Here is a 20,642-nt window from a genome sequence, read left to right as displayed (position 1 = left end):
TAAAATACTGGTGGATTAGCTCTACTGCAGAGGTATGACAGTATAAGCTATGATATCAATTTTTATAAAACTTATCTTGGTAGTTATGCTCTTTATTTGCAACAACAATGCAAAGCCAAGATTTTTACCGGCAAAGACCAACTGGCTAAGATATTTTTTTGGTAGATAAATGTCATCACATCGGTTTAAACTATGAAATCTATGCCAATTTTTCTTATCATCCTTTTTTATTTGCAGATCAATAGCTAAGTCATTATCAATGATCTATCATTGCCGCTAGCTTTGACGCTTGACGGCTTTAATAAAATCCCATTCCTCTAAATTAGGGGCTTCATCTAAGAACAAAAAATTCTATTAATTTAAAGAAGTGATTTTTAAAAATGGTAGGCCAAGACAATAATAGGTTTTGCTATTGGCTTTTTTACGCCAGCCAAATACATGAAATTTCCAAAAATAAAACTTATAGCGATGGCTATCTTGCTTAATCTTAAACAATGCAAGCCCAAGAAAGCATATTTTTCTACGACCAACATTGCCCTGTTTAACAAGATTGCCCAAACATTGCTCGTAAACGGCTGTTGTGCGACAATTTTGCCACCATGATGCTGCAAGCTTAGTTTGTGGCGAACTCCAAGGTTTGTCACCGGTGGTATAATGGATTATACGCCCATCACCATTGGCCGCATGGGTATAAGCTGTCAGCATGTCATCCAATATTGTATCATGATAAATCTTATGCGGCTTATAATCTGATGCCATAACATTATAGCGAAAATTGAGGTAATGTACCTTACCAAAGCAGATAATATTCAGCACATCTTGATCAAAAAACTGAAATTTACGATCTGATGCGAGAAAAGCCATTAATTTTTCTTCAATATTTTGCGCAACCCATTGTTGACGATTAATGACTAAAACACCAGAATTAAAATAATGGGCGTCAGTGCCATAATCCAATTGGATCACGTTTTTAAAATAGGCAATCCAGCCTTTTTCATAGCGCCGACATATCTCCATGCCGATATCAGGCGCCGCGGTAATCAGTTTATCACCAGGGTTCTCACTATCAATCAGTTCAGCGACATCACATTCTATCGAAATATCGACATCTAGATAAAGAATGAGGTCATTATCAGTTAAACCGCCTAGAAAAAACCGCGCATAGGCTGCAGACGAAATATGAGGATTGGCATAATAAACTTCTCTTTGTGCCTGATATAATTCGTCAAATTTTTGAAACTTCAAAACAATATTGCTAAATTCACTCAATCGCGCTTTGATGGCTTGAATGGTTTCTTGATCCAATCCGCAATCAATAATAATAATTTCATAATGCTTTATTGGTGAGCTATGCTTAATAAGCCCCTCTAGTGCCACCAACAAATAACGACCATATCCACCATCACAACAAAAAATAACACTATATAACTTGTTCAATTTGATGGATCCTTACAACCATTTAAAAAATATGACGTATTTTTTGGTATATTAAGCGTTTTTAAATAGCAACCTATGAAATTAACGGGTGAGATAGTCTTGCCAAGGCGCAATTGGTAAATCAAATACTGATTTTACCTTGCTATTATCAAGCTTTGAATATTGCGGGCGTTTTGCTGCTGTCTTATATTCGCTAGCAGGAATAGCTGTAATATTTGGAATTTTACCAGTTTGATTATGCTTTGACGCAAAAATTTCTGCAGCAAAATCTGCCCAATTGGTATATCCATCGGCAACAAGGTTAAAAATACCGCGCCAATTTTCTGCACAATCGCCTTTCGATATTTTTTGCGCAATGGCAATGGCAGATGTTGCAATAAAATCAGCACTTGTCGGCGTACCCCATTGATCCGCCACAATTCTTAAGTGATCATGGTTTTGAGCAAGGCGTAACATGGTGTTTAAAAAATTATTGCCATAACGACTATAAACCCAAGCGGTGCGTAAAATGACATGATTGGGATTAGCATCATGCACCGCCCATTCCCCTTGCAACTTGGATAATCCATAAATATTCACTGCACCAACCTGATCATCTTCCTTATAGGGTGTTTTACTTGCACCATTAAAAACATAATCGGTTGAAATATGGATAAGTGGAATATTATGGGCAGCAGTTACTTCCGCCACATATCGCGCACCATCACGATTAACTAAAAAAGCTTGTTCGACTTCTGTTTCAGCCTTATCCACCGCCGTATAGGCAGCAGGATTGATGACACAATCTGGTTTATGCGCATGTATAGCTTTTTCAATTGAAGCTTTATTGCTAATGTCTAACTCTGGTCTACCAAGCACAACAAGAGACACATTACTTGAAGTTTGGCTTTTTAATGCTTGCGCAACTTGGCCATTTTCACCGGTAACCAGAATTTTCATCAACTCACCCCTTTTTGGCTAGTTTCGCGCGTTGTAATAATGGCTCCCACCACCATTGATTTTTTAAAAACCACTCAACTGTCTTTTCAAGACCTGTTTCAAATGTTTCTTGTGCATGCCAATCCAACTCATTTTCAATTTTAGTCGGATCAATAGCATATCGACGGTCATGCCCTGCCCGATCAGTTACAAAGCTAATTAATTGATGATAGGATTGTCCATTGCTTCGTGGCTTTTGCTTATCAAGAATATCGCAAATTGATTTTACGACTTGCAAATTGGTTCGCTCATTTTTACCACCGACATTATAGCTTTCGCCGACTTTGCCTTTTAACACAATGGTTTCAAGCGCCCGTGCATGGTCCTCGACATAAAGCCAATCGCGAATATTTTCGCCTTTTCCATAAATAGGTAGTGGCTTTTCAGCAAGAGCTGATAAAATAACCAAGGGAATGAGCTTTTCAGGAAAATGGAACGGACCATAATTATTGGAACAATTGGAAAGCACTACCGGCAGACCATAAGTATGATTCCAAGCCCTAACTAAATGATCGGAGGCTGCTTTTGATGCAGAGTAAGGTGATGATGGGTGATAGGGCGTTTCTTCGGTGAAAATACCTTCATCAAATGGTAAATCACCAAAGACTTCATCGGTTGAAATATGATGGAACCGAAAGGCTTTTTGCTTATCCGCATCAAGATTTTGCCAATAAGCACGAACAGCTTCCAATAGATGAAATGTACCAACAATATTGGTATCAATAAAGGCATCAGGACCAGAAATTGAGCGGTCAACATGGCTTTCAGCTGCAAGATGCATCACCGCCTCAATAGACTGGCCAACCAACAAAGCGCCAACGGCATTTCTATCAGCAATATCCAATTGATGAAATTGATAATTTTCAGAATTTTCGATCGATTTTAAAGATTGTAAATTACCTGCATAGGTTAATTTATCAATATTAAAAACCTGATGACCTTGCGCAATAAGATGCCGACAAAGAGCAGAACCAATAAAACCTGCACCACCTGTAACCAAAATTTTCAAAATAATAATCCTTTAATCAAAAATATCAGCGCCTTTTAAAAAGGGCGCATTTAAATCCTTGTCGGATAATACAAAATTAGCAGCATTTAAAGGCCAATTAATTGCAATATCAGGATCATCAAAACGGATAGAGCGATCGCATTGAGGCGCATAAAAATCAGTGACTTTATACAAAAATTCGCAATCTTCCTCAAGAGTCAAAAAGCCATGGGCAAAACCGGGGGGAATATAAAACTGGGTCCAATTATCTGCCGATAATTCGACACCAGTCCATTGCTTAAAAGTCGGTGAGCTTTTACGAATATCCACCGCAACGTCAAAGACCCGTCCCTTAGTTACACGAACCAATTTACCTTGGGCATGGGGATGTAATTGATAATGAAGCCCGCGTAAAACTCCTTTTTCTTTAGAAAAAGAATGATTATCCTGAACAAACTCAGCATCCATTCCCGCCTGTGAAAACAAACGCTTATTATAGGTTTCTGAAAAAAAACCACGATTATCACCAAACTGCTTTGGGCGAATAATTAACACGCCTTCAAGCGGCGTTTTTTCAACATCAAGCATTTTTCAACTCATGAATACGGCGTTTTAAATAAGTAGCATAATCAGTTTTACCAAGATGATTAGCACGCTCAATCACTTGCTCGGCGCTAATATAACCTGCTTCATAAGCGATTTCCTCAGGGCACATAACCTTGATCCCTTGCCGCTTTTCGATCGTTCTAACATAGGATGAAGCATCATGTAAACTATCGTGGGTTCCTGTATCAAGCCAAGCATAACCGCGCCCTAATTGCACAACTCTTAGTTGATTGTTTTTAAGATAGATTTCGTTGATATCAGTAATTTCAAGCTCACCACGCGGCGAAGGCTTAAGATTTTTAGCAAATTCTATCACTTTATTATCATAAAAATAAAGTCCAGTTACTGCCCAATTTGATTCTGGTTCAACCGGCTTTTCAACAATTGATGTTGCAATACCTGTGGAACTATCAAAACTAACAACACCATAACGCTCTGGATCATCGACATGATAGGCGAAAACTGTTGCCCCAGTTTGATGGCTACGGGCATTTTTAAGATGAGATATAAGATCATGACCAAAAAATATATTATCGCCAAGAATCAAAGCCACATCATCGCTACCAATAAATTCTTCACCAATAATAAAAGCTTCAGCAAGTCCATTTGGATGGGCCTGCTCGGCATAGGACAGTGAAATGCCATAAATGCTACCATCGCCCAAAAGTCGTTGAAATAAAGGCAAATCATGAGGTGTTGAGATAATTAATATCTCTTTAATGCCAGCCAGCATCAAGACACCAAGCGGATAATAAATCATCGGCTTATCATAAATTGGCATAAGCTGTTTCGATACGCCAATTGTAGCTGGGTATAATCGAGTACCACTACCGCCTGCGAGAATAATACCTTTCACTTCGCCATCCTTTTTTTATAATAAATTTTTTTTAGTAAATAGCAGATTCATAATGTTTGTCATTAATCTTATTGGAGTTTTTAAAGGAAACTTTTAATTACACATTTAAATATGCTTCAATCGTCATATTTTCCGTTATAATTCGTTATAAAATTCCATTAAAACCCACTCATTGCGTCTTATCTTTTAATATCACCGAACATGACGCAAACCACTTTCTTTGATATTTTGTCATTCATCACACCAAAAAGACGCTCTATTGCATGCAAATTAGTACCATCAAGGGGAAGCGGTTCACTCATATAGTCATTCCATTCAAGTTCAAGATCGAAAAATGGCTGCATTAAATCACTTCGCGCCCAAAACATCGTGCCAACTGGAAAATTAATATAATTGGGTAATTTGTTAATACCAAGGCGCGGTGCTAGTCTTTTGGCTTCAGGACGATTTTTTGCCCAACTAATGCCATTGCGATCATCTGGAAAAACAAGATTTATATTCTTGTCATTATACAGCGTCTGAATAATTGTATCCGCGGCATTGATTTTTTTTCCATCACCCAAAAGATTGGTTGTCAAATATTTTCCCCATAACTCGGCATATGAGCGATCATCAATATGCACACTATGTTTCGTATGCAAATGGCCTATAATATCGTAACCATGACGCAATTGTTCCCGGAACAAAGTTAGCAAAGGCCCAATATCCCGCCCGCGATTTGGCGCAATCAAAATAGACACCTTAGCTGGGTAGTTTTCTAACAAACTTTCAGCAAACGTTTTAGCCGCTTCATCCTTGACACTGATGAATAAATCTGGCCGCACTTCATTAACCAATAAAGCATTGATCATAACGTCCAATTTTTCAACATAATAGGCATGAATCTGCAAAGCAATTTTTTGATTAAGCACGGCTTTTTCAATTTTAACAGGCTTTGTCAGCATCTCCCACTGCCAAGGACCATTAGGCTTGCCGGCTTCAAGATAGTGCAAAAACGGGTCTTTGCGCATTGGGCCAAGATCATGATATTCTGCATAAATTCCGGGTTGAAAACCTGCACAAGGCCGGCGTGGATACACACCGCTTTTCCAACTGCGGATATATTGTTTTATAGTTGCACGTGTAAAAAGCTTAGAACTATCCCCCGACCAAAATTCAAAATCAAATTCCTTTTTAGCAAAAAGCTCTGATGCATCTTTGTCTTCTTGTCTAATTTGTTCAGCAGCAGCGTTACCAATTGCCGCTAATTCTTCAACAAACTGTATAACGCCGCCGATATTGCGACTTACTTCAATAAATTGATCTCTACTGGCTTTAGGTGTTGAATATAAGTGATCATGTAAATTTTTTATAAATTGCTTAGGATCATTTTGATCTAGTAAATAATTATCATCAAGTTCATTTTGCCGATAAAGAGTCAATAATGGTAAAGTTGTATTAAGAGCAAAAACCGCTTTTCCAGTTTGTAAAGCAGATTTCACCTGAGACATTTTATTTGCAAAACGAGATGTATCAAAAAAAATCTCAGCCTTTTGATAATAGCTAGCGATTGCGCTATTTTTGGATATGACGCGGCAGGAATTATCAGCCTTTTGTATTTGCAACCAATTTTGATTTTGTTCAAAACAGCTAAAATTGTTAGCCTTATTTGAAGATCGTAACCAAACAAATTCGGTATCATCATCAGGATATTGCTCTTTATAAAGACTTGCAGTCTTTGCAAAAAGATCAAAACCATCAGCAAATGACACATCGCCATAGCCAATAACAAGTTTAGAGTCTGATTTGTTTGAAGAGAATACCACATTTTGGGATGCAGATGACAATATGCTCACTTGGTCAGGATAGCCATACATATAATCATATAGTACTTTTTCAGCATAGCTTTCACTCGTGTACACCACACGCGTGGCGCTGCGCAATCCACGGGACAAATCGCATTTACCAAAGGCAAGATTTTCGCCAATAATCAGAATATTCGCAATATTTGCTTTTTCAAGGTGCTTGTAAAAAAAACCACCTTCATAAATATTAGAAACCACAAATTTCAAATTGGGCGTTGAGCATAACTGTTTTATAAAACTGGAAGTATGTTTGCCACCACGGTCAAAAATCTTATTAAGAATAAACCAATTGCAATAAGGAAGATATATTTCGTTTAAGTGATTGGAATTAGATACGACAACAATATTATGATTTTCTGACAGCTTCTTTATCGCTTCGAAAAAAAATAGACTGTCATGTTCATCATCACAGCAAAATACAATCGTTTCAAAATTATCATTCAAGTCAGTCTTTTTAACGAAATGTGACTTTTTATATAGTCTTCCTTCATGGCGGCCAATGCTGCGATAATGCCGACGCGGAGATTTACCCGATATCGAAACATCATCATATAAATATTGGTAAAAGGAAGAATTAAAATCCCAAGGCAAACGCCGCCGTTTAACGGTAAATATATTTAATAAAACATCTTTAATTGACAAAACCATAATCTTACACTTAATTACTGAAAAAGCCTTCAAATACTATTATATAAATATAGAATGAATTTTCAAATTAGACACCATAACATTCAAAAATATTTCGTCTCATTTTCATTTAAATATCAAAAACCATTTACTTTTTATAGGTCTAATTTATAAATATCAAATCCCTAAAAAACACCGTCATAAAAAAATGACGCTATATTTTTTTCATCAAACGGCATTATTTGCACGAATATAATTAGATTTACAATAGCAGATGCATTGATATTTTGAATATTTCTAAATTAAACTATATTTTGATTGATTACAAAATTTTGCATAGTCCCTTATATGAGGCATAAAATACAAAGCATATTCATAATGATGAAATTATTAAATTGATTTTATATTACAAACAGTACCGCATACGTATTTCTAAGAGTCTGACTCAAAATTATTATAATTATATTTCAATACCTTGCTATTTTTCGGCTCATACGTATTATTGATGAGATTAGTACCCAACCAGTTGATGAGGTTATTGTCTGTTCCCAATCCTTTGCCAACCTTCTGCAACGATTAAGCTATGCGATGGTTCGCTCAACAACCCATCTTTTAGGCAATACTACAAAGCTTTTTTGTGTATCGGATCGTCTTACTGTTTCAATAACAAGGTCTTTATGGTGCTCCAAAGCTAATTCAAGTTTTTACCAGCATAGCCGCCATCTGCATAAATTTAGCTGATTAAGGGATACATGGTTTTACAAGAATTAATAAGCGGAACTGCACCATCACGATCTTGAATACTGTATCTTGAAACTACAATATCTAGCAGGCTGCCTGCCATATCGGTTATAGTATGACGTTTGCGACCCATGATTTTTTTGCCTGCGTCATAACCTACCACGCCGCCACTTTCAGTTGTCTTCACAGATTGGCTATAGATGATCGCAGCTATTGGTTTTTGTACTCTATCGTCAATCAAACGCGTAAAGGCAACAAGCGCTTCATTAAGGATGTCAAGTAAACCGCTGTCACGTAAGCGATAAAAATGATATTGAACCGTTGTAAAAGGCGCAAAGTCTTTGGGCAGATGATCCCATTGACAACCTGTACTAGCTATATATTGAATAGCGTTCCAGATATCGCCATCATTGTGCTTTCGTGCGCGACCAACTTTGCAAGACCGAGTTAAAAATGGTTGAATTATCTGCTATTCACCATCGCTACAATCGCTTGAATAACGCAGTGTTCTTCTGTTATACTGATGACGAGTATTATCAGTCCAACTCATTATGAGACTCCTTCGTTCTAACAAACAAAATGAAGCATAAATCACTGGTAATACTCAATTTAATTTTCGGTTAAACTCTTAATGTTCAGTCGAGTATATAATCTAATTTCGCTTTTCGTCTTGTAAAATTTTATACTTTTTGTGACATTTCATGAAAATTAATAAATCTGGTCTTTACGTCAAAGCATGAAAGAAAGTGAATATGCATAGATTAGCATACGAAGATAGCTATATTTATGAATGTCTATTGAATGGCAATAGCACCATAACTACTAAAATAATAAGACTTAAAATTGAGACCATGATTGACAAGATGATAGATCAAAACTCTATTATTTTATTAGAAGCGCCCGATATTTCTAGTGATGTGTTGGATGCCAATTATTTTAATTTATTAGATGTTGATGAAATCAAAGCATATGAAAATTTTTATGCGGCAAGATTATTATCGGCCAAAGAATTTGTAACGAATAACGATTTATGTGACGCTGTTTATGAGCTTATATATGCATTTGACGATAAAGAAAAGATTAAACAGCATATAAAAAATCTTATTATATAATACATTGTTCCTATGAGTAGCTTCTCAAAAAATTGCTAGTGATCAAAATTTTTTCAATATTTTTTATTGCAAAAATTTTTTAAACTAGATGTTATAAAATTGCATTTTTAAATTAATAAGTCCTGATGCTAGTTTTAAATCTACTTTAATTGCCAAGTCGCAAGACAAAACGTGCGCCGCCAAGTGGGCTGGTAACCACAAAAGCAGAACCATGATGAAGTTCAGCAATGACCCGCACAAAGGAAAGCCCTACGCCATAGCCGTTTTTAATGTCGGCCTTATGCACATCCATGCGATAAAAAGGCGAAAAGACTTCCTCACGAAAAGCGTCCGGCACGCCTTCGCCATCATCGTCAAGCTCAAAAATTACCGCATCACCATCTTTGATAACATGCAAAACGGCTTTTGATTTGGCGTATTTAAAACAGTTTAAAATAATATTGCGCAGCGCAATAGTGCCAAGTTCTAAATCAAACTCGCCAACAATATCCGGCACGTTTAAAACCAGTTCAAAATTTTCTGGCTTTAACGGCTTAAGTTTAGCCACCAATTCTTCAACCCAATCCTTAACCATGACCGGAATTGGATTGGTTGGTGCTGATTTATTGTTAAGGCGGAAATAATCAAGCGATACTTTAATCAACCCCTCAAGCTCGCTAATATCATGCTCAATACCCTCGTAAAGCTTTTCCTTTTCATCGCCTTCGGCGTCGTCAATCATGGAAAGGGCAAAACGTAAGCGAGCAAGCGGCGTTCTAAATTCATGCGCCATGGTATGACGCATCACATCACTATGATTAACCAGTAATTCAATACGGGTGGCCATATCATTAATCACATGGCCAATCATTTTAAGCGGTTCAGTATGAATGCGCGGTACTCTTGCAGAAAGCTCCCCCTTGCCAAGGTCAAAAGCTGTACGCCTGATCATCATTGCTTCACGCCATGTACGGGCATAAGCAATATAAAGAATGGCAAAGGTAATCAATGCACTGACCATTGCCCAAAGCCCAAGCAAGGTTAAAAATGCACTGGCATTAGCTTCCAAAACATCTGAAACAATGAGCGGACCCATTTCCAAGTAACCGCCATTATCAAGACTGGCATAAAGATAGCCATCCTCAAAAGCACTTCCCCCCGTTTCAAGCTGTTCAAGCACATCTTGCGAATAAATAGTGCCGGGCGGTGAATAGGCAAGACGGAAGGCAAATTGCGGCTGCAATTCATTTAAAACGACTGCGGGAGACACATTTTTTTGTTCATTAATTTCTTCTTTAATGAGAAAAATAGTGCCTTGATGCGTGCTACGCTCGACATATTCATCTTCAAGAATACCAGTAATTGATGAGGGCAAGGCGTCAAATAATTGCAGCGTCAAATAAGCAATAGCACTTTGCGCGAGCAAAAGGCATAATAATACGGCAATAGCACGCAATAAATTATAAAATCTATGGCGGAATTTTTCCCGCTCTACCTTTTCGCTCGCCCGCGTTTTCATCTTTCTTGCGCCTGCAAAAATAAATAGCCTTTTGCACGCACAGTTTTGATAAATTGCGGATCATCAGGATCATCTTTAAGGCGTTTTCGCAAGCGCGATACCCTTGCATCAATGGAGCGATCAAGCCCGTCAAATTCAATCCCGCGCAAAGCATTTAAAATATCATCGCGTGATAGGATTTGTCCTGCTTGGCTGGCAAGCAACCATAAAAGATCAAATTCTGCCGTGGTAAATTCTAGTTTTTCATCACCAAGGGTGACAAGGCGGTTTTCATCATCAATGGCTAATTGGCCAAAATGTAACACACTAATTTTTGGCACATCTTTAACAAAGCCATTGGCTTGTTCGACCCGTTGGGGTTCGCCTTCCTTGCGGCGTAAAAGCGCCCTGATATGGGCAAGCAAACGGCGTGGCTCCACAGGTTTTGACAAATAATCATCAGCGCCAAGTTCTAGGCCGACAATTTCATCAATATCGTCTTCACTCGCGGTCATGATGAGAATAAGCCCATCATAAAAGCTGCGCGCATCGCGGCAAATATCAAGACCCGATTTACCTGGTAACATCACATCTAAAATAACAAGATCAGGCTTATGAGTTGCTATAGCATTTTCCGCCGTGTCACCACGGGAATGAATAGTTACATCATAGCCTTGTTTGCTTAAATAGGCCATCACAAGGTCAGCAAGGCGTTGATCGTCTTCAATTATTAAAATATTTTTATTCATCTTGCCATATTTGGTTACAGAGTTTGGTTACATAAAAGCTACAAAGATCTTATATCAGTTTATATGTAGATAGCATAAGTTATGGCAAGTGTTTAAGTTTAAAACTTTGACTTTTTTAAGCCGCAGGAAAAACCATAACAAATGTATAAGCAACATAAAAATTTTTCCCCCTTAGCTGTCAATAGCTTTTCGATGACAAATATCGACACTATGAAGCTAAATGGTCGTACAACTATATTAATCGATTTTGACGGCACAATTTGTTATCAAGATGTCACCGATTTATTGTTGAATAAATTTGCTTTGCCTGGTTTTGAAGAATTAGAAAATTTGTGGCTTTCTGGCGCGATTGGCGCACGAGAATGTATGGAAAAGCAAGTTGCGCTTATCCGCGCTACGCCGCAACAGCTTGATAGCGCGCTAAATGAAGCGCAAATTGATGTGGCTTTTAAACCATTTCTCGACATGATTAAGCGACAAGGTGCTGCGGCTCAAATCGTTAGCGATGGGCTTGATTACAGCATCAACCATATTTTAGCACATAGTGGCATTAAAGATTTGCCAGTCTATTCCAATCATCTTGTGCATTTGGGTGGTGAAAAATGGAAATTGGAATTTCCATTTAAGGCCAATAATTGTCCATCAGGTCATTGCAAATGTCGCCGTTATGACCCATTGCCACTTAGCCCTTTTGGTAAAACTATTTATATTGGCGATGGCACGTCAGATTTTTGCCCATCGCAAAAGGCGGATTTTGTACTTGCTAAGGGTAAACTTGCCGATTATTGCGAAAAACACGCCATTGCCCATATACGAGTGAAAGATTTTTCACAAATTATGGCGCTTTGGCCAGATTTGATGGTTGAATTGTCCAACACTCATTCAAATGATATGGGCGCCCATAGCTTCACCGCACAAAAGGCGGCGCGGATAGCATCATGATTAGCGATGTTAGTTTTTACATGCCGGGTGGGCGCGCCGGTGTTATGCTTATCCATGGCTTAACCGGCACCCCTACTGAGATGCATATTCTTGCCAAGGGCTTAAATAAGGCTGGCTTTAGCGTTTTTGGCATGCAACTTGCTGGCCATTGTGGTGATGAGGCAGATATTGTCAAAACCAATTGGCAAGACTGGTACCAAAGCGTTAACGATGCGGCAGATGCATTTTTGGAGCATGTTGACACATTATTTGTCGGCGGTCTTTCGATGGGCGCATTACTGGCACTTAAACTTGCAGCAGAACGCCCCAAGGATATTGCTGGTGTTGGTGTTTATGGCGCAACGCTTATTTATGATGGTTGGAGTATTCCCTATCTGATACGCCGTACACAATTTCTTATTCTTTGGCTTTATAAAATGGGGTTATTTCATAACCGCGTTTTTATCGAGCGCCCCCCTTATGGCCTTAAAGATGAGCGTATTCGCAAAACCGTTGCCGACAGCATGTTTTCTGGTGATAGCACCAAGGGCGGTCTTGCAGGAAATCCATTTCCATCTTTGGCAGAAATGATGATGCTGGTCAAAAATATGCGCCCGCAAATAGATGAAGTTCGCGCACCCTGCCTTGTTATGCATTCGGCTAATGATGACATCGCTAATATTAAAACCAATGGTGGCTATATTGCCGAGCACGTGGCTGGACCGGTTGAGTTTATTCCGCTTGATAATAGCTACCATCTTATCACTATTGATCGCGACCGAAAAAATGTGATTAATAAAAGCGTCGAGTTTTTTTCAAAACTGTGTAGCGACACTCAATTGGACATAAATGATTTGCCTGAAATTATTCCGGCGCCTTTTTCTCCTGTTTTTGAAAACATGAACTTACAAGCTGCAAACCAATTAACAGCAAATCAACCGACAGTAAATCAGGGCAAGAACATATGAATTGGCTCGTTTTAACCCTATGGCTTGCTAATGTCGTTTTCGACACTGTTGGCCAACTTGCATTTAAAGCCGCGGCAACAATCCCTGATGATGAGGAAGAGGAACCTGGCTTAAAAGCCTATTGGCATGCCTTGGTGCGTAAACCGATTTTATGGGTTGGTATTTTTGCCTATGTGGGCGAATTTTTCCTATGGCTCGCCTTTTTAACCCTTGTGCCCCTATCAGAAGGCATATTGCTCGGCTCGGTTAATATTATCGTTATCATGGTATTGGGCCGTATCTTCTTTCATGAAAAACTCACCCCGATGCGGATAATCGGCATTAGTTTGGTTGCACTTGGTGTTGCAGTTGTGGGAGCATTTTAAATGCGGCGTTTTTATATTTTAGGGTTTTTCTTTTTGATGATGTTCGATACCGTCGGGCAAATTAGCTTTAAGCAAACCGCACTGATTGCTGAGCCGTTGGAGTTAAGCCTTGACTGGTTTTGGCGGATTATTTCCCATCCTTGGGTCTATTTAGCCATATCCGGCTATATTGGTGCGTTTTTCACTTGGATGACCTTGCTGCGGCGCGCACCCGTTGGCCCAGCCTTTGCTGCCAGTCATTTAGAAGTGGTAACGGTGATGATTGCTTCCGTCATTATTTTTGGTGAAAATGTACCCCTTAGCCATATTATCGGTGCAATATTAATCGTTGGTGGTATTATCTGCCTTGCCTTTGCTGAACGCGATGAATTGGAAAAGCAAAAAACCTTGCCAATATAGTCGAAACAAGCTTAATCGAGGAGTATAATTTTGCCGTTACTTTTTACCTCGAAAAAACAGCACCCAAAAATTTTGACAAGTGACACAATTTATGGCGAGTTGCCGCCAACCGCGGGCTTACCGCTTGTTTCAACAGATTTTTTTGGTAAAGGCGGCGATATAGCTGAAATCATTGCGAAGCAATTTAATTTACCACCCTTGTTGCTTGAGTGTTCTGGTACAGCATCTTTAATTATTGCGCTTGAAACTTTAAAGCGCTTAAATAATAAGGATGATCTTACCAATACCCGCAATGAAGTGATTATTCCCGCCTTTAATTGCCCTTTAGTGCCGCTTGCCATTCATCATTGCGGCTTAAAGCCAATTATTTGCGATACTGCGCAAAATAGCTTCGATTTTTGCTTTGAACAATTGCAACAATTGGCAAGTTGCAAAACCTTAGCGATATTGCCCACCCATATTGGTGGCCGCCTTGCTAATGTAGAAGCAAGCCTTAATATCGCGCGTAACATTGGTGCCTATATTATTGAAGATGGCGCGCAGGCGCTTGGAGCAGAAATTGGGCAAAGCGGCGATATAGCATTTTTTAGCCTTGCAGTTGGCAAAGGTTTAACTCTTTTTGAAGGTGGTTTACTAACCGCAAAAGACCCCGATTTATTTCACCAACTGCAAATAACCCATAAAAACCTTGTAAAGCCAAATTTTTTCGCTGATAAAATAAAACTTGCGCAATTAATTGGATATTATTGCTGCTATAATCCACCTTTGTTAGAGCTTTTTTATGGGCTTGGTCGGCGCAAAGCGCTAAAAAAACACGATTACATTAATGCGGTTGGCGATTATTTTGCTCAAGAAATACCAATTTTTGAGGTTGGCAAAAAGCGCCGCGAAATTGGGGCAAAAGCTGCATTAAGATTGCCGGAGTTTTTACAAAAAGCCAAGATGCAAGCCTTAAAACGCATCGAAGTGTTGGAAAATAACCCCATTTTACGCGAATTTGGCGTAAAAATCGTTAAAGGTGCGGATGCAGCAAAGGGCACTTGGCCTTTTATCATGGTATTAATGCCAAGCAATGCTAGCTGCCAAAAAGCTATGGAGCGGCTTTGGCCGTCCAATTTGGGGGTAACACGACTTTTTGTGTCATCAATTCCCAATTATGATTATCTGCAACCAATATTGGGGAAAGATAATAGCTCAAATACAACAGCCAATGCCGATGATTTTGCAAAAAGAATGATAACAATTACTAATAATTATCGATTAAATGATGATAGTTTTATGCAAATTGCTCAAGTGCTTGAAAGTGCCTTGATCAGCTGATCATTGGCTTTTTAGCAACTGCTTTGGCAGTTTATTCTAGGCTCATTCATTAATGATAAATATAAGGGCTGGGGCGATGCCATATTGCTGAGAAAATTATGAGAGCAACTTTATTTAAGCATATCTTGCTGCAATAAGCCGCCAATTTTTAAGTTTTACATACAAGTTCTCAACTTTGTTTCGCAATTTGTAGGTTGACATGTCAAAGCCGATGCTTGTTTTTCTGCCTTTTTTGAGAAAATACAGCACTTGATTTTTCTATCAAATAAGATTTGCCCGAATTAGCCACTGTCAATATTTTTGTCAGAAATGAGTTCTTGCTAAAACATTTATTATTTCAATTTCTTCCAGTCTATCAGCTAATTGTATAGCTGTATAGGTTGTAAAAGGTTCACCATTAAACACTAGCTTTCCAACTGAGGCATTAACTGAAAAAAATTGTTGTGCCACTTTTTTATCAATTGTTTCAATATATATTTTCTATAGCGCTTCCATATTAATAAGCTTGCTACCAATAGCAGGTTAAAATGATGCAACCGCCATTGATAGACTAATTCCTGCTAAAACGTAATGGAAAAGTTCATGCTTTTCCTATACCAAATGCCCGTAATGAAACACTTTTACCGATTATTAGACAATCAATTAAGCCAGATTCCATTGTTTATCGAGATAAGCTTTTCTGCCTATCATGTTCTCGATGTATCTGAATTTCACCATAAGCGGATCAACTATTCAAAAATTTTTGGGCAAAAACCTTTGTTGATGCGCAATCATATCAATGGGATCGAGACCTTCTGGAGCCAAGCCAAGGGCATATGCGTCGCTTTAATGGCATCCCAAAAGAGCACTTTCACCTCTATTTAAAGGAGTGTGAATGGCGTTTTAACTATAGACCAACACAGAACTTGATTAGGGTCAGGACCTATTAATTTTTTGGATTCCTTTTTTTGTTGATTTGTGATTCATTGGTTTTGTGGAGGTGAAACTAATGAGTGATTTGTTTTTATTGAGCGAAGAGCAGATGGCGCGAATATCGCCCTGTTTTCCACTGTCTCATGGGGTTGCTCGTGTCGATGACAGGCGCGTTATCAGCGGCATTGTCTATGTCATCAAACATGGTCTGCAATGGAAAGATGCGCCCCTCGGTTATGGTCCGCATAAAACGCTCTATAATCGCTTTATCCGCTGGAGCAGGTTGGGTGTATTTGACCGCATCTTCGCAATGCTGGCCGGACAGGGCCCAAAACCTCAACGCATCATGATTGACGCCACACACCTCAAGGCGCATCGCACGGCTGCCAGCCTGTTAAAAAAGGGGATATTCCCCGCCGTATCGGGCGCACGAAAGGCGGCTTGAATTCAAAGCTGCACACGGTCTGCGATCAAAATGGAAAGCCAATATGTCTGCTACTAACTGAAAGGCAGATGAGTGACTACAAAGGAGCCGCTCTTTTGCTAGCGCATCTGCCAGATGCCAAGGAACTCATTGCAGACCGGGGGTACGATGCTGACTGGTTCCGGCAGGCATTGCTTGACAAAAAAATAAAGGCTTGCATTCCGCCCAGAAAGGGCAGAACCACCGAGATAGTTTATGACAGGCAAACTTATCGGTTGCGTCACATAATCGAAAACCTCTTTGCCAAGCTAAAAGACTGGCGGCGCATCGCGACACGCTATGACCGATGTGCACACACCTTCTTCTCGGCTATATGCATCGCCGCAACCGTAATATTCTATCTTAATTAATGAGTCCTGAGCCTAAACTATTGTCAAGCTTTATGAAATAATTTTACTTAACCATTATCTATGCCAGCCCCTAATTTTTTTACATAATTTTATTTTTGTACTTTGGCAGATTTGAGAAATAGTCAAAAAACCAATATTCTCTTAAGTGTCCACTTTCAAATTCGCTTTGGCATTTTTTATCCATATAAAAATTGACACCATTGCCTAAAAAATCACCAAGAGCTGTAAAGCGATCTGGATCGAATATGCCATGTAACCAAGTTGGAATTTGATCTATTGTTACGCCTTGCTTTATGCATACGACAAATTGGTCCTCCAATCTCAAAGTGGGATCGATAGAAATTGTACCAAAGACAAATTCCTCATCGAAAAATATACCATCTATATCATCGACAAAATCGAAGAAAGGTCCAAATTTAACGCTCGGACTTTCGATAGTATAATCAAAATCTTTATTGTCTGATTGATTTTGGTCCAGTGTACGAAAATCAAAAAGATAACGATCACCAACAGGCGCACCAAACTGGAAATCAAATTGGCCGTTACAGTCTGCTAGGTTTTTTAGCAATGTGTTTTTTGACATATTTTCGAAATAGCCGCTAAATTCAAAATCCACGCTTTTTGGGCTAGACCAACCTTTATGCCGCAATGTTGCTTTTTGATGGAAAGAGCCACGTAGAAAAACCTCCTGATATTTAGTAAAAATTCTTAATATATAGCGGTAAATATCGCTACGAGATGGACTCTTTGTCTTAAACCTAAAAGAAAAATTCGTTGACATTATCGCCTCTTAATCAGTTTGGGTCTTTGAAATAAGATAGCTTACCTATAATTAAAGCGTTTTTTAAAAAAATGTGAAGCGGTTTTCGGACAAAAAATGCGGTGTAAACAATGGATTAGAGCGCCGATCTGATCCAATCAGATCGAAATGCGCTCTAACAACACTAATATTTATCTATCTACTTTGTGGTTTCAACTCTTTTGGGTATTTAAATAATCTTCATAAAACTTTGCTAAATTATTGCCGATCCATTCGCCAAAGGCTTTGCTATCCGCGTGATTAAATTCCAAACTAAGAGCTTTTGGCTTTGGCTTAATCGCAACATCAATTTTTTTGTCATCCGACTGCCAAGCTTTAACCGCATTTTTTACATTGCCGCTCGTTTGGCCTTTTGCCTTTGTTTTTGCATTGGTTTTAGCGGCAGATTTCTTTTGATATTTTACCAAATATTGATGCAAATCATCAAAGCGCTGCTCATATCCAAGGGCAATAAAGTCATCATTTTTAACATATTCAAGGGCACGGTCTAAAAATGCGGGATTTAAAATGATTTGGCGTAAGCTTAACCACTTATCACGACCGATATTTTTTGCCGCACCAAGTGCAGCTAGCAAAGCTTGCGGCATAATTTCCATAACGCTTAGCATTTTGGATAGCATGGCATCATCAAGGCTTAATGCTGATTTAATCACTTGACGCGATAGGCCACGCGCTGCAAGATTTTGCGCGAAAAATGCTCGCTCAATGAAGGATAAATTAGCTCGGGCCGAGTTTTCTTGCCCCTGTGCCACGGCAGATGCCACATCATCAAGGCTTTTTACCACCGCCTTAACTTGCAGCCCTAATTCCTTTGCAACTTGCGCCCGCCTATGGCCAAACACCACCATATAACGCCCTGCTTGTTCTTCATGGGGGCGCACCAAAATTGGCGATAATTGCCCCTGCTCTTTGATCGCTTCCAGCAATTCGCGGTAAGCTTCGTCATTTTGTGACAAGCGATCAGACACAAAAGACGCATCTAACAAATTGGGATCAAGCGTGATGATTGTTTCACCATCCATAAGCTTCTTGGTATTTTCTGCCATTTCCTCAATTGAGCGTACAACGGCTTTAGCAGCACCGGTCATAGCATAGCCAGTTTTGCTTGCCTTTGGCCGATTGGCTTCTACTTCTTCTTTATTTAAAGATGACATATCAAGATTGGCAAAGGGATTTTTACGCGACATGATGATGATCCTTTAATCGGTTGCAAAAGCTGCTCAAAAGGCGCAACTTATTTATTTCATTTATCGATTTTACAATAAAAACGGCTGACAAAAAATTCACACCCTGCCCCAATGCTGGTGGATAATGTCAACAATTTCGCTATTGGCAGAGTTTAAACTTTCCATTGCCCGATCATAGGTAGCACGCACAAATTCGCCGCGCTCCACCTCATAAAGCGTTTGTTTTTTAATGCTAGCATCAGCAATAGCTGTCGATTTTAAAACCGGATTTTTAAGCATATTTGCGGCAAACATGCTTTGCATAAAGCCAACCATCTGCGCTTGTGGAATATCGGTTGGCTCAAACCGAGTGACGAGATAACGAAACCAGTTTACCTTAATTTGCGCACCGGCATCGGCGACCGATGTCATAATGCCGCCAAGCATCATTAAAAATTGCGACATTGACATGATATCAAGCATTTGCGGATGAATGGTAATTAAAATCCCCGTCGATGCCATAAGCGCAGTAATGGTTAAATAACCAAGTTGCGGCGGACAATCAATCACCACCACGTCATATTGGTCATCAACTGATTTTAGCGCATTGGCGATGCGAATATGGAAAAGCCGCCCCTCTTCACCCTTTTTACCCGAAATCGCAAGTGGCACATCATATTCATATTCTTGCAGCATCAAATTAGCCGGTACAATGTCAAGACCGGGAATATTGGTGCTTTGGATAATGTTGGAAATTGGCACGCGTTCATCATCAAAACGCAATGCTTCATAAAAGGATTGCGTGTCATCCATTTCTGGTTGAATACCAAAAAGCGAGGTTAAAGATGCCTGTGGATCAAGATCAACCGCCAAAACACGGTGGCCAGTTAAAGCCAAATATTGCGCTAAATGGGCAGCTGTGGTGGTTTTGCCGCTACCACCCTTAAAATTTACCACCGACACGACTTGCATAGCCTCGCCCTCGCGGCGGCGCGGCACATAATAGCGTTTGTCAGATTTTTTATTGTCTTCCAAATAATCACGCAAAGCCAGCATATCATTGGCGCTGTAATAGCGACGGCCGCTAATTGTTTCGACCTGCGGGCCCTTACCCTCAATATTTAACTGCCGCAAATGACTTTGCGTAACACCAATTAACTGCGCAACTTCAGCGGTTTGAAACTTTCGTAAGCCTTTTTTCGCATCGGGCGGATATTGCTGCATGCGCAACATATTTAAAGCACTGGAGATTTTTTCGCCCTGCTCGGCAATAAGATAATCGAAACGATTTGCTTTATCAGTAGTCATTTTGGCAAATAAATCCCTTTTGGTGATATTTTCGCAAAAATTGCAAAAATTCGAATATTTACGAAAATATAGACGATAATTTATTAATAAAGCAATAACAATTTCGATAATTTGGTAAAAAAGCTTGAAAATGCCGATATAAAGCAACCAAAAAACCACTGAATTATAGGCTGAGGTCCATAAGCACCGCACCAACACTTCTTTACTGGTGGAA

The 20,642-nt window shown here is 39.2% G+C and carries 18 protein-coding genes and 2 pseudogenes; 8 read left to right on the top strand and 12 right to left on the bottom strand.

From position 1 onward, the window contains the following. Nucleotides 1-354: 354 nt before the first annotated feature. The 7 genes and pseudogenes from N6A79_RS14655 to N6A79_RS14625 all read right to left on the bottom strand — a co-directional run bounded on the left by N6A79_RS14655 (nucleotide 355) and on the right by N6A79_RS14625 (nucleotide 8,627). Entirely contained in the window at nucleotides 355-1,437 is a 1,083-nt protein-coding gene (locus tag N6A79_RS14655; protein ID WP_263499883.1) for a glycosyltransferase family 8 protein, read from the bottom strand. An 81-nt stretch (nucleotides 1,438-1,518) separates the two neighbouring features. Further along, a complete protein-coding gene (rfbD, locus tag N6A79_RS14650) occupies nucleotides 1,519-2,376 on the bottom strand; it encodes a dTDP-4-dehydrorhamnose reductase (protein ID WP_263499882.1) in 858 nt (285 codons plus the stop codon). Nucleotides 2,377-2,380: 4 nt separating this feature from the next. Beyond that, a complete protein-coding gene (gene rfbB / locus N6A79_RS14645; RefSeq protein WP_263499881.1) occupies nucleotides 2,381-3,424 on the bottom strand; it encodes a dTDP-glucose 4,6-dehydratase in 1,044 nt (347 codons plus the stop codon). Between the two features lie 12 nt (nucleotides 3,425-3,436). Next, nucleotides 3,437-3,991 (bottom strand): dTDP-4-dehydrorhamnose 3,5-epimerase, encoded by a 555-nt coding sequence (rfbC, locus tag N6A79_RS14640; RefSeq protein WP_263499880.1) that lies wholly within the window; start codon nucleotides 3,989-3,991, stop codon nucleotides 3,437-3,439. Beyond that, entirely contained in the window at nucleotides 3,984-4,865 is an 882-nt protein-coding gene (rfbA, locus tag N6A79_RS14635; protein WP_263499879.1) for a glucose-1-phosphate thymidylyltransferase RfbA, read from the bottom strand. The genes rfbC and rfbA overlap by 8 nt, the downstream gene beginning before the upstream one ends. Nucleotides 4,866-5,044: 179 nt before the next feature. Beyond that, nucleotides 5,045-7,357 (bottom strand): rhamnan synthesis F family protein, encoded by a 2,313-nt coding sequence (locus N6A79_RS14630; protein WP_263499878.1) that lies wholly within the window; start codon nucleotides 7,355-7,357, stop codon nucleotides 5,045-5,047. 446 nt (nucleotides 7,358-7,803) lie between these two features. Next, a pseudogene (locus tag N6A79_RS14625) lies at nucleotides 7,804-8,627 on the bottom strand (IS5 family transposase). Nucleotides 8,628-8,829: 202 nt separating this feature from the next. Here N6A79_RS14625 and N6A79_RS14620 point away from each other — a divergent pair. After that, nucleotides 8,830-9,189 carry a hypothetical protein gene (locus tag N6A79_RS14620; protein WP_268547665.1) on the top strand — a complete coding sequence of 120 codons (360 nt, stop codon included), beginning with the start codon at nucleotides 8,830-8,832 and terminating at the stop codon, nucleotides 9,187-9,189. Between the two features lie 145 nt (nucleotides 9,190-9,334). Here N6A79_RS14620 and N6A79_RS14615 read toward each other — a convergent pair whose 3' ends face one another. Next, on the bottom strand, nucleotides 9,335-10,687 hold the full coding sequence (locus N6A79_RS14615; protein WP_263499876.1) for an ATP-binding protein: 1,353 nt from the start codon (nucleotides 10,685-10,687) through the stop codon (nucleotides 9,335-9,337). Beyond that, nucleotides 10,684-11,415, bottom strand: a complete 732-nt coding sequence (locus tag N6A79_RS14610; protein ID WP_262080813.1) for a response regulator — start codon at nucleotides 11,413-11,415, stop codon at nucleotides 10,684-10,686. Before N6A79_RS14610 ends, N6A79_RS14615 begins: the two co-directional genes overlap by 4 nt. Nucleotides 11,416-11,556: 141 nt before the next feature. Between N6A79_RS14610 and N6A79_RS14605 the strand changes: the two genes are divergently transcribed. The 7 genes and pseudogenes from N6A79_RS14605 (at nucleotide 11,557) to N6A79_RS14575 (ending at nucleotide 17,134) form a co-directional block, all read left to right on the top strand. After that, nucleotides 11,557-12,357 (top strand): MtnX-like HAD-IB family phosphatase, encoded by an 801-nt coding sequence (locus N6A79_RS14605; RefSeq protein WP_263499875.1) that lies wholly within the window; start codon nucleotides 11,557-11,559, stop codon nucleotides 12,355-12,357. Continuing rightward, nucleotides 12,354-13,304 carry an alpha/beta hydrolase gene (locus N6A79_RS14600; RefSeq protein ID WP_263499874.1) on the top strand — a complete coding sequence of 317 codons (951 nt, stop codon included), beginning with the start codon at nucleotides 12,354-12,356 and terminating at the stop codon, nucleotides 13,302-13,304. The genes N6A79_RS14605 and N6A79_RS14600 overlap by 4 nt, the downstream gene beginning before the upstream one ends. After that, on the top strand, nucleotides 13,301-13,669 hold the full coding sequence (locus N6A79_RS14595) for a DMT family transporter (RefSeq protein ID WP_262080808.1): 369 nt from the start codon (nucleotides 13,301-13,303) through the stop codon (nucleotides 13,667-13,669). The genes N6A79_RS14600 and N6A79_RS14595 overlap by 4 nt, the downstream gene beginning before the upstream one ends. Beyond that, nucleotides 13,670-14,068 carry a DMT family transporter gene (locus tag N6A79_RS14590; RefSeq protein ID WP_263499873.1) on the top strand — a complete coding sequence of 133 codons (399 nt, stop codon included), beginning with the start codon at nucleotides 13,670-13,672 and terminating at the stop codon, nucleotides 14,066-14,068. Nucleotides 14,069-14,098: 30 nt separating this feature from the next. Next, nucleotides 14,099-15,388: a DegT/DnrJ/EryC1/StrS family aminotransferase gene (locus N6A79_RS14585; protein ID WP_263499872.1), complete on the top strand. Its 1,290-nt coding sequence runs from the start codon at nucleotides 14,099-14,101 to the stop codon at nucleotides 15,386-15,388. Between the two features lie 557 nt (nucleotides 15,389-15,945). After that, nucleotides 15,946-16,317: pseudogene (locus N6A79_RS14580) on the top strand (IS1595 family transposase); the annotation flags it as partial. Between the two features lie 59 nt (nucleotides 16,318-16,376). Continuing rightward, nucleotides 16,377-17,134 (top strand): IS5 family transposase gene (locus N6A79_RS14575; protein WP_263499871.1). Its coding sequence is split into 2 segments (ribosomal slippage): nucleotides 16,377-16,710 and nucleotides 16,710-17,134, totalling 759 coding nucleotides; the frame shifts between segments, so codons are not numbered across the junction. A gap of 79 nt (nucleotides 17,135-17,213) precedes the next feature. Here the strand turns inward: N6A79_RS14575 and N6A79_RS14570 are convergent. The 3 genes from N6A79_RS14570 to repA form a co-directional block, all read right to left on the bottom strand. After that, a complete protein-coding gene (locus N6A79_RS14570; protein ID WP_263499870.1) occupies nucleotides 17,214-17,915 on the bottom strand; it encodes a hypothetical protein in 702 nt (233 codons plus the stop codon). 191 nt (nucleotides 17,916-18,106) lie between these two features. Continuing rightward, nucleotides 18,107-19,141: a plasmid partitioning protein RepB gene (gene repB / locus N6A79_RS14565; RefSeq protein ID WP_263499869.1), complete on the bottom strand. Its 1,035-nt coding sequence runs from the start codon at nucleotides 19,139-19,141 to the stop codon at nucleotides 18,107-18,109. Between the two features lie 96 nt (nucleotides 19,142-19,237). Beyond that, nucleotides 19,238-20,428 carry a plasmid partitioning protein RepA gene (gene repA / locus N6A79_RS14560; RefSeq protein WP_263499868.1) on the bottom strand — a complete coding sequence of 397 codons (1,191 nt, stop codon included), beginning with the start codon at nucleotides 20,426-20,428 and terminating at the stop codon, nucleotides 19,238-19,240. Nucleotides 20,429-20,642: the final 214 nt, after the last annotated feature.

Source organism: Bartonella sp. HY761 (genome assembly GCF_026743145.1).
Classification (GTDB): domain Bacteria; phylum Pseudomonadota; class Alphaproteobacteria; order Rhizobiales; family Rhizobiaceae; genus HY038.
The sequence above is the reverse complement of the archived record's forward strand: the minus strand, read 5'-3'. Positions and strand labels throughout refer to the sequence as shown.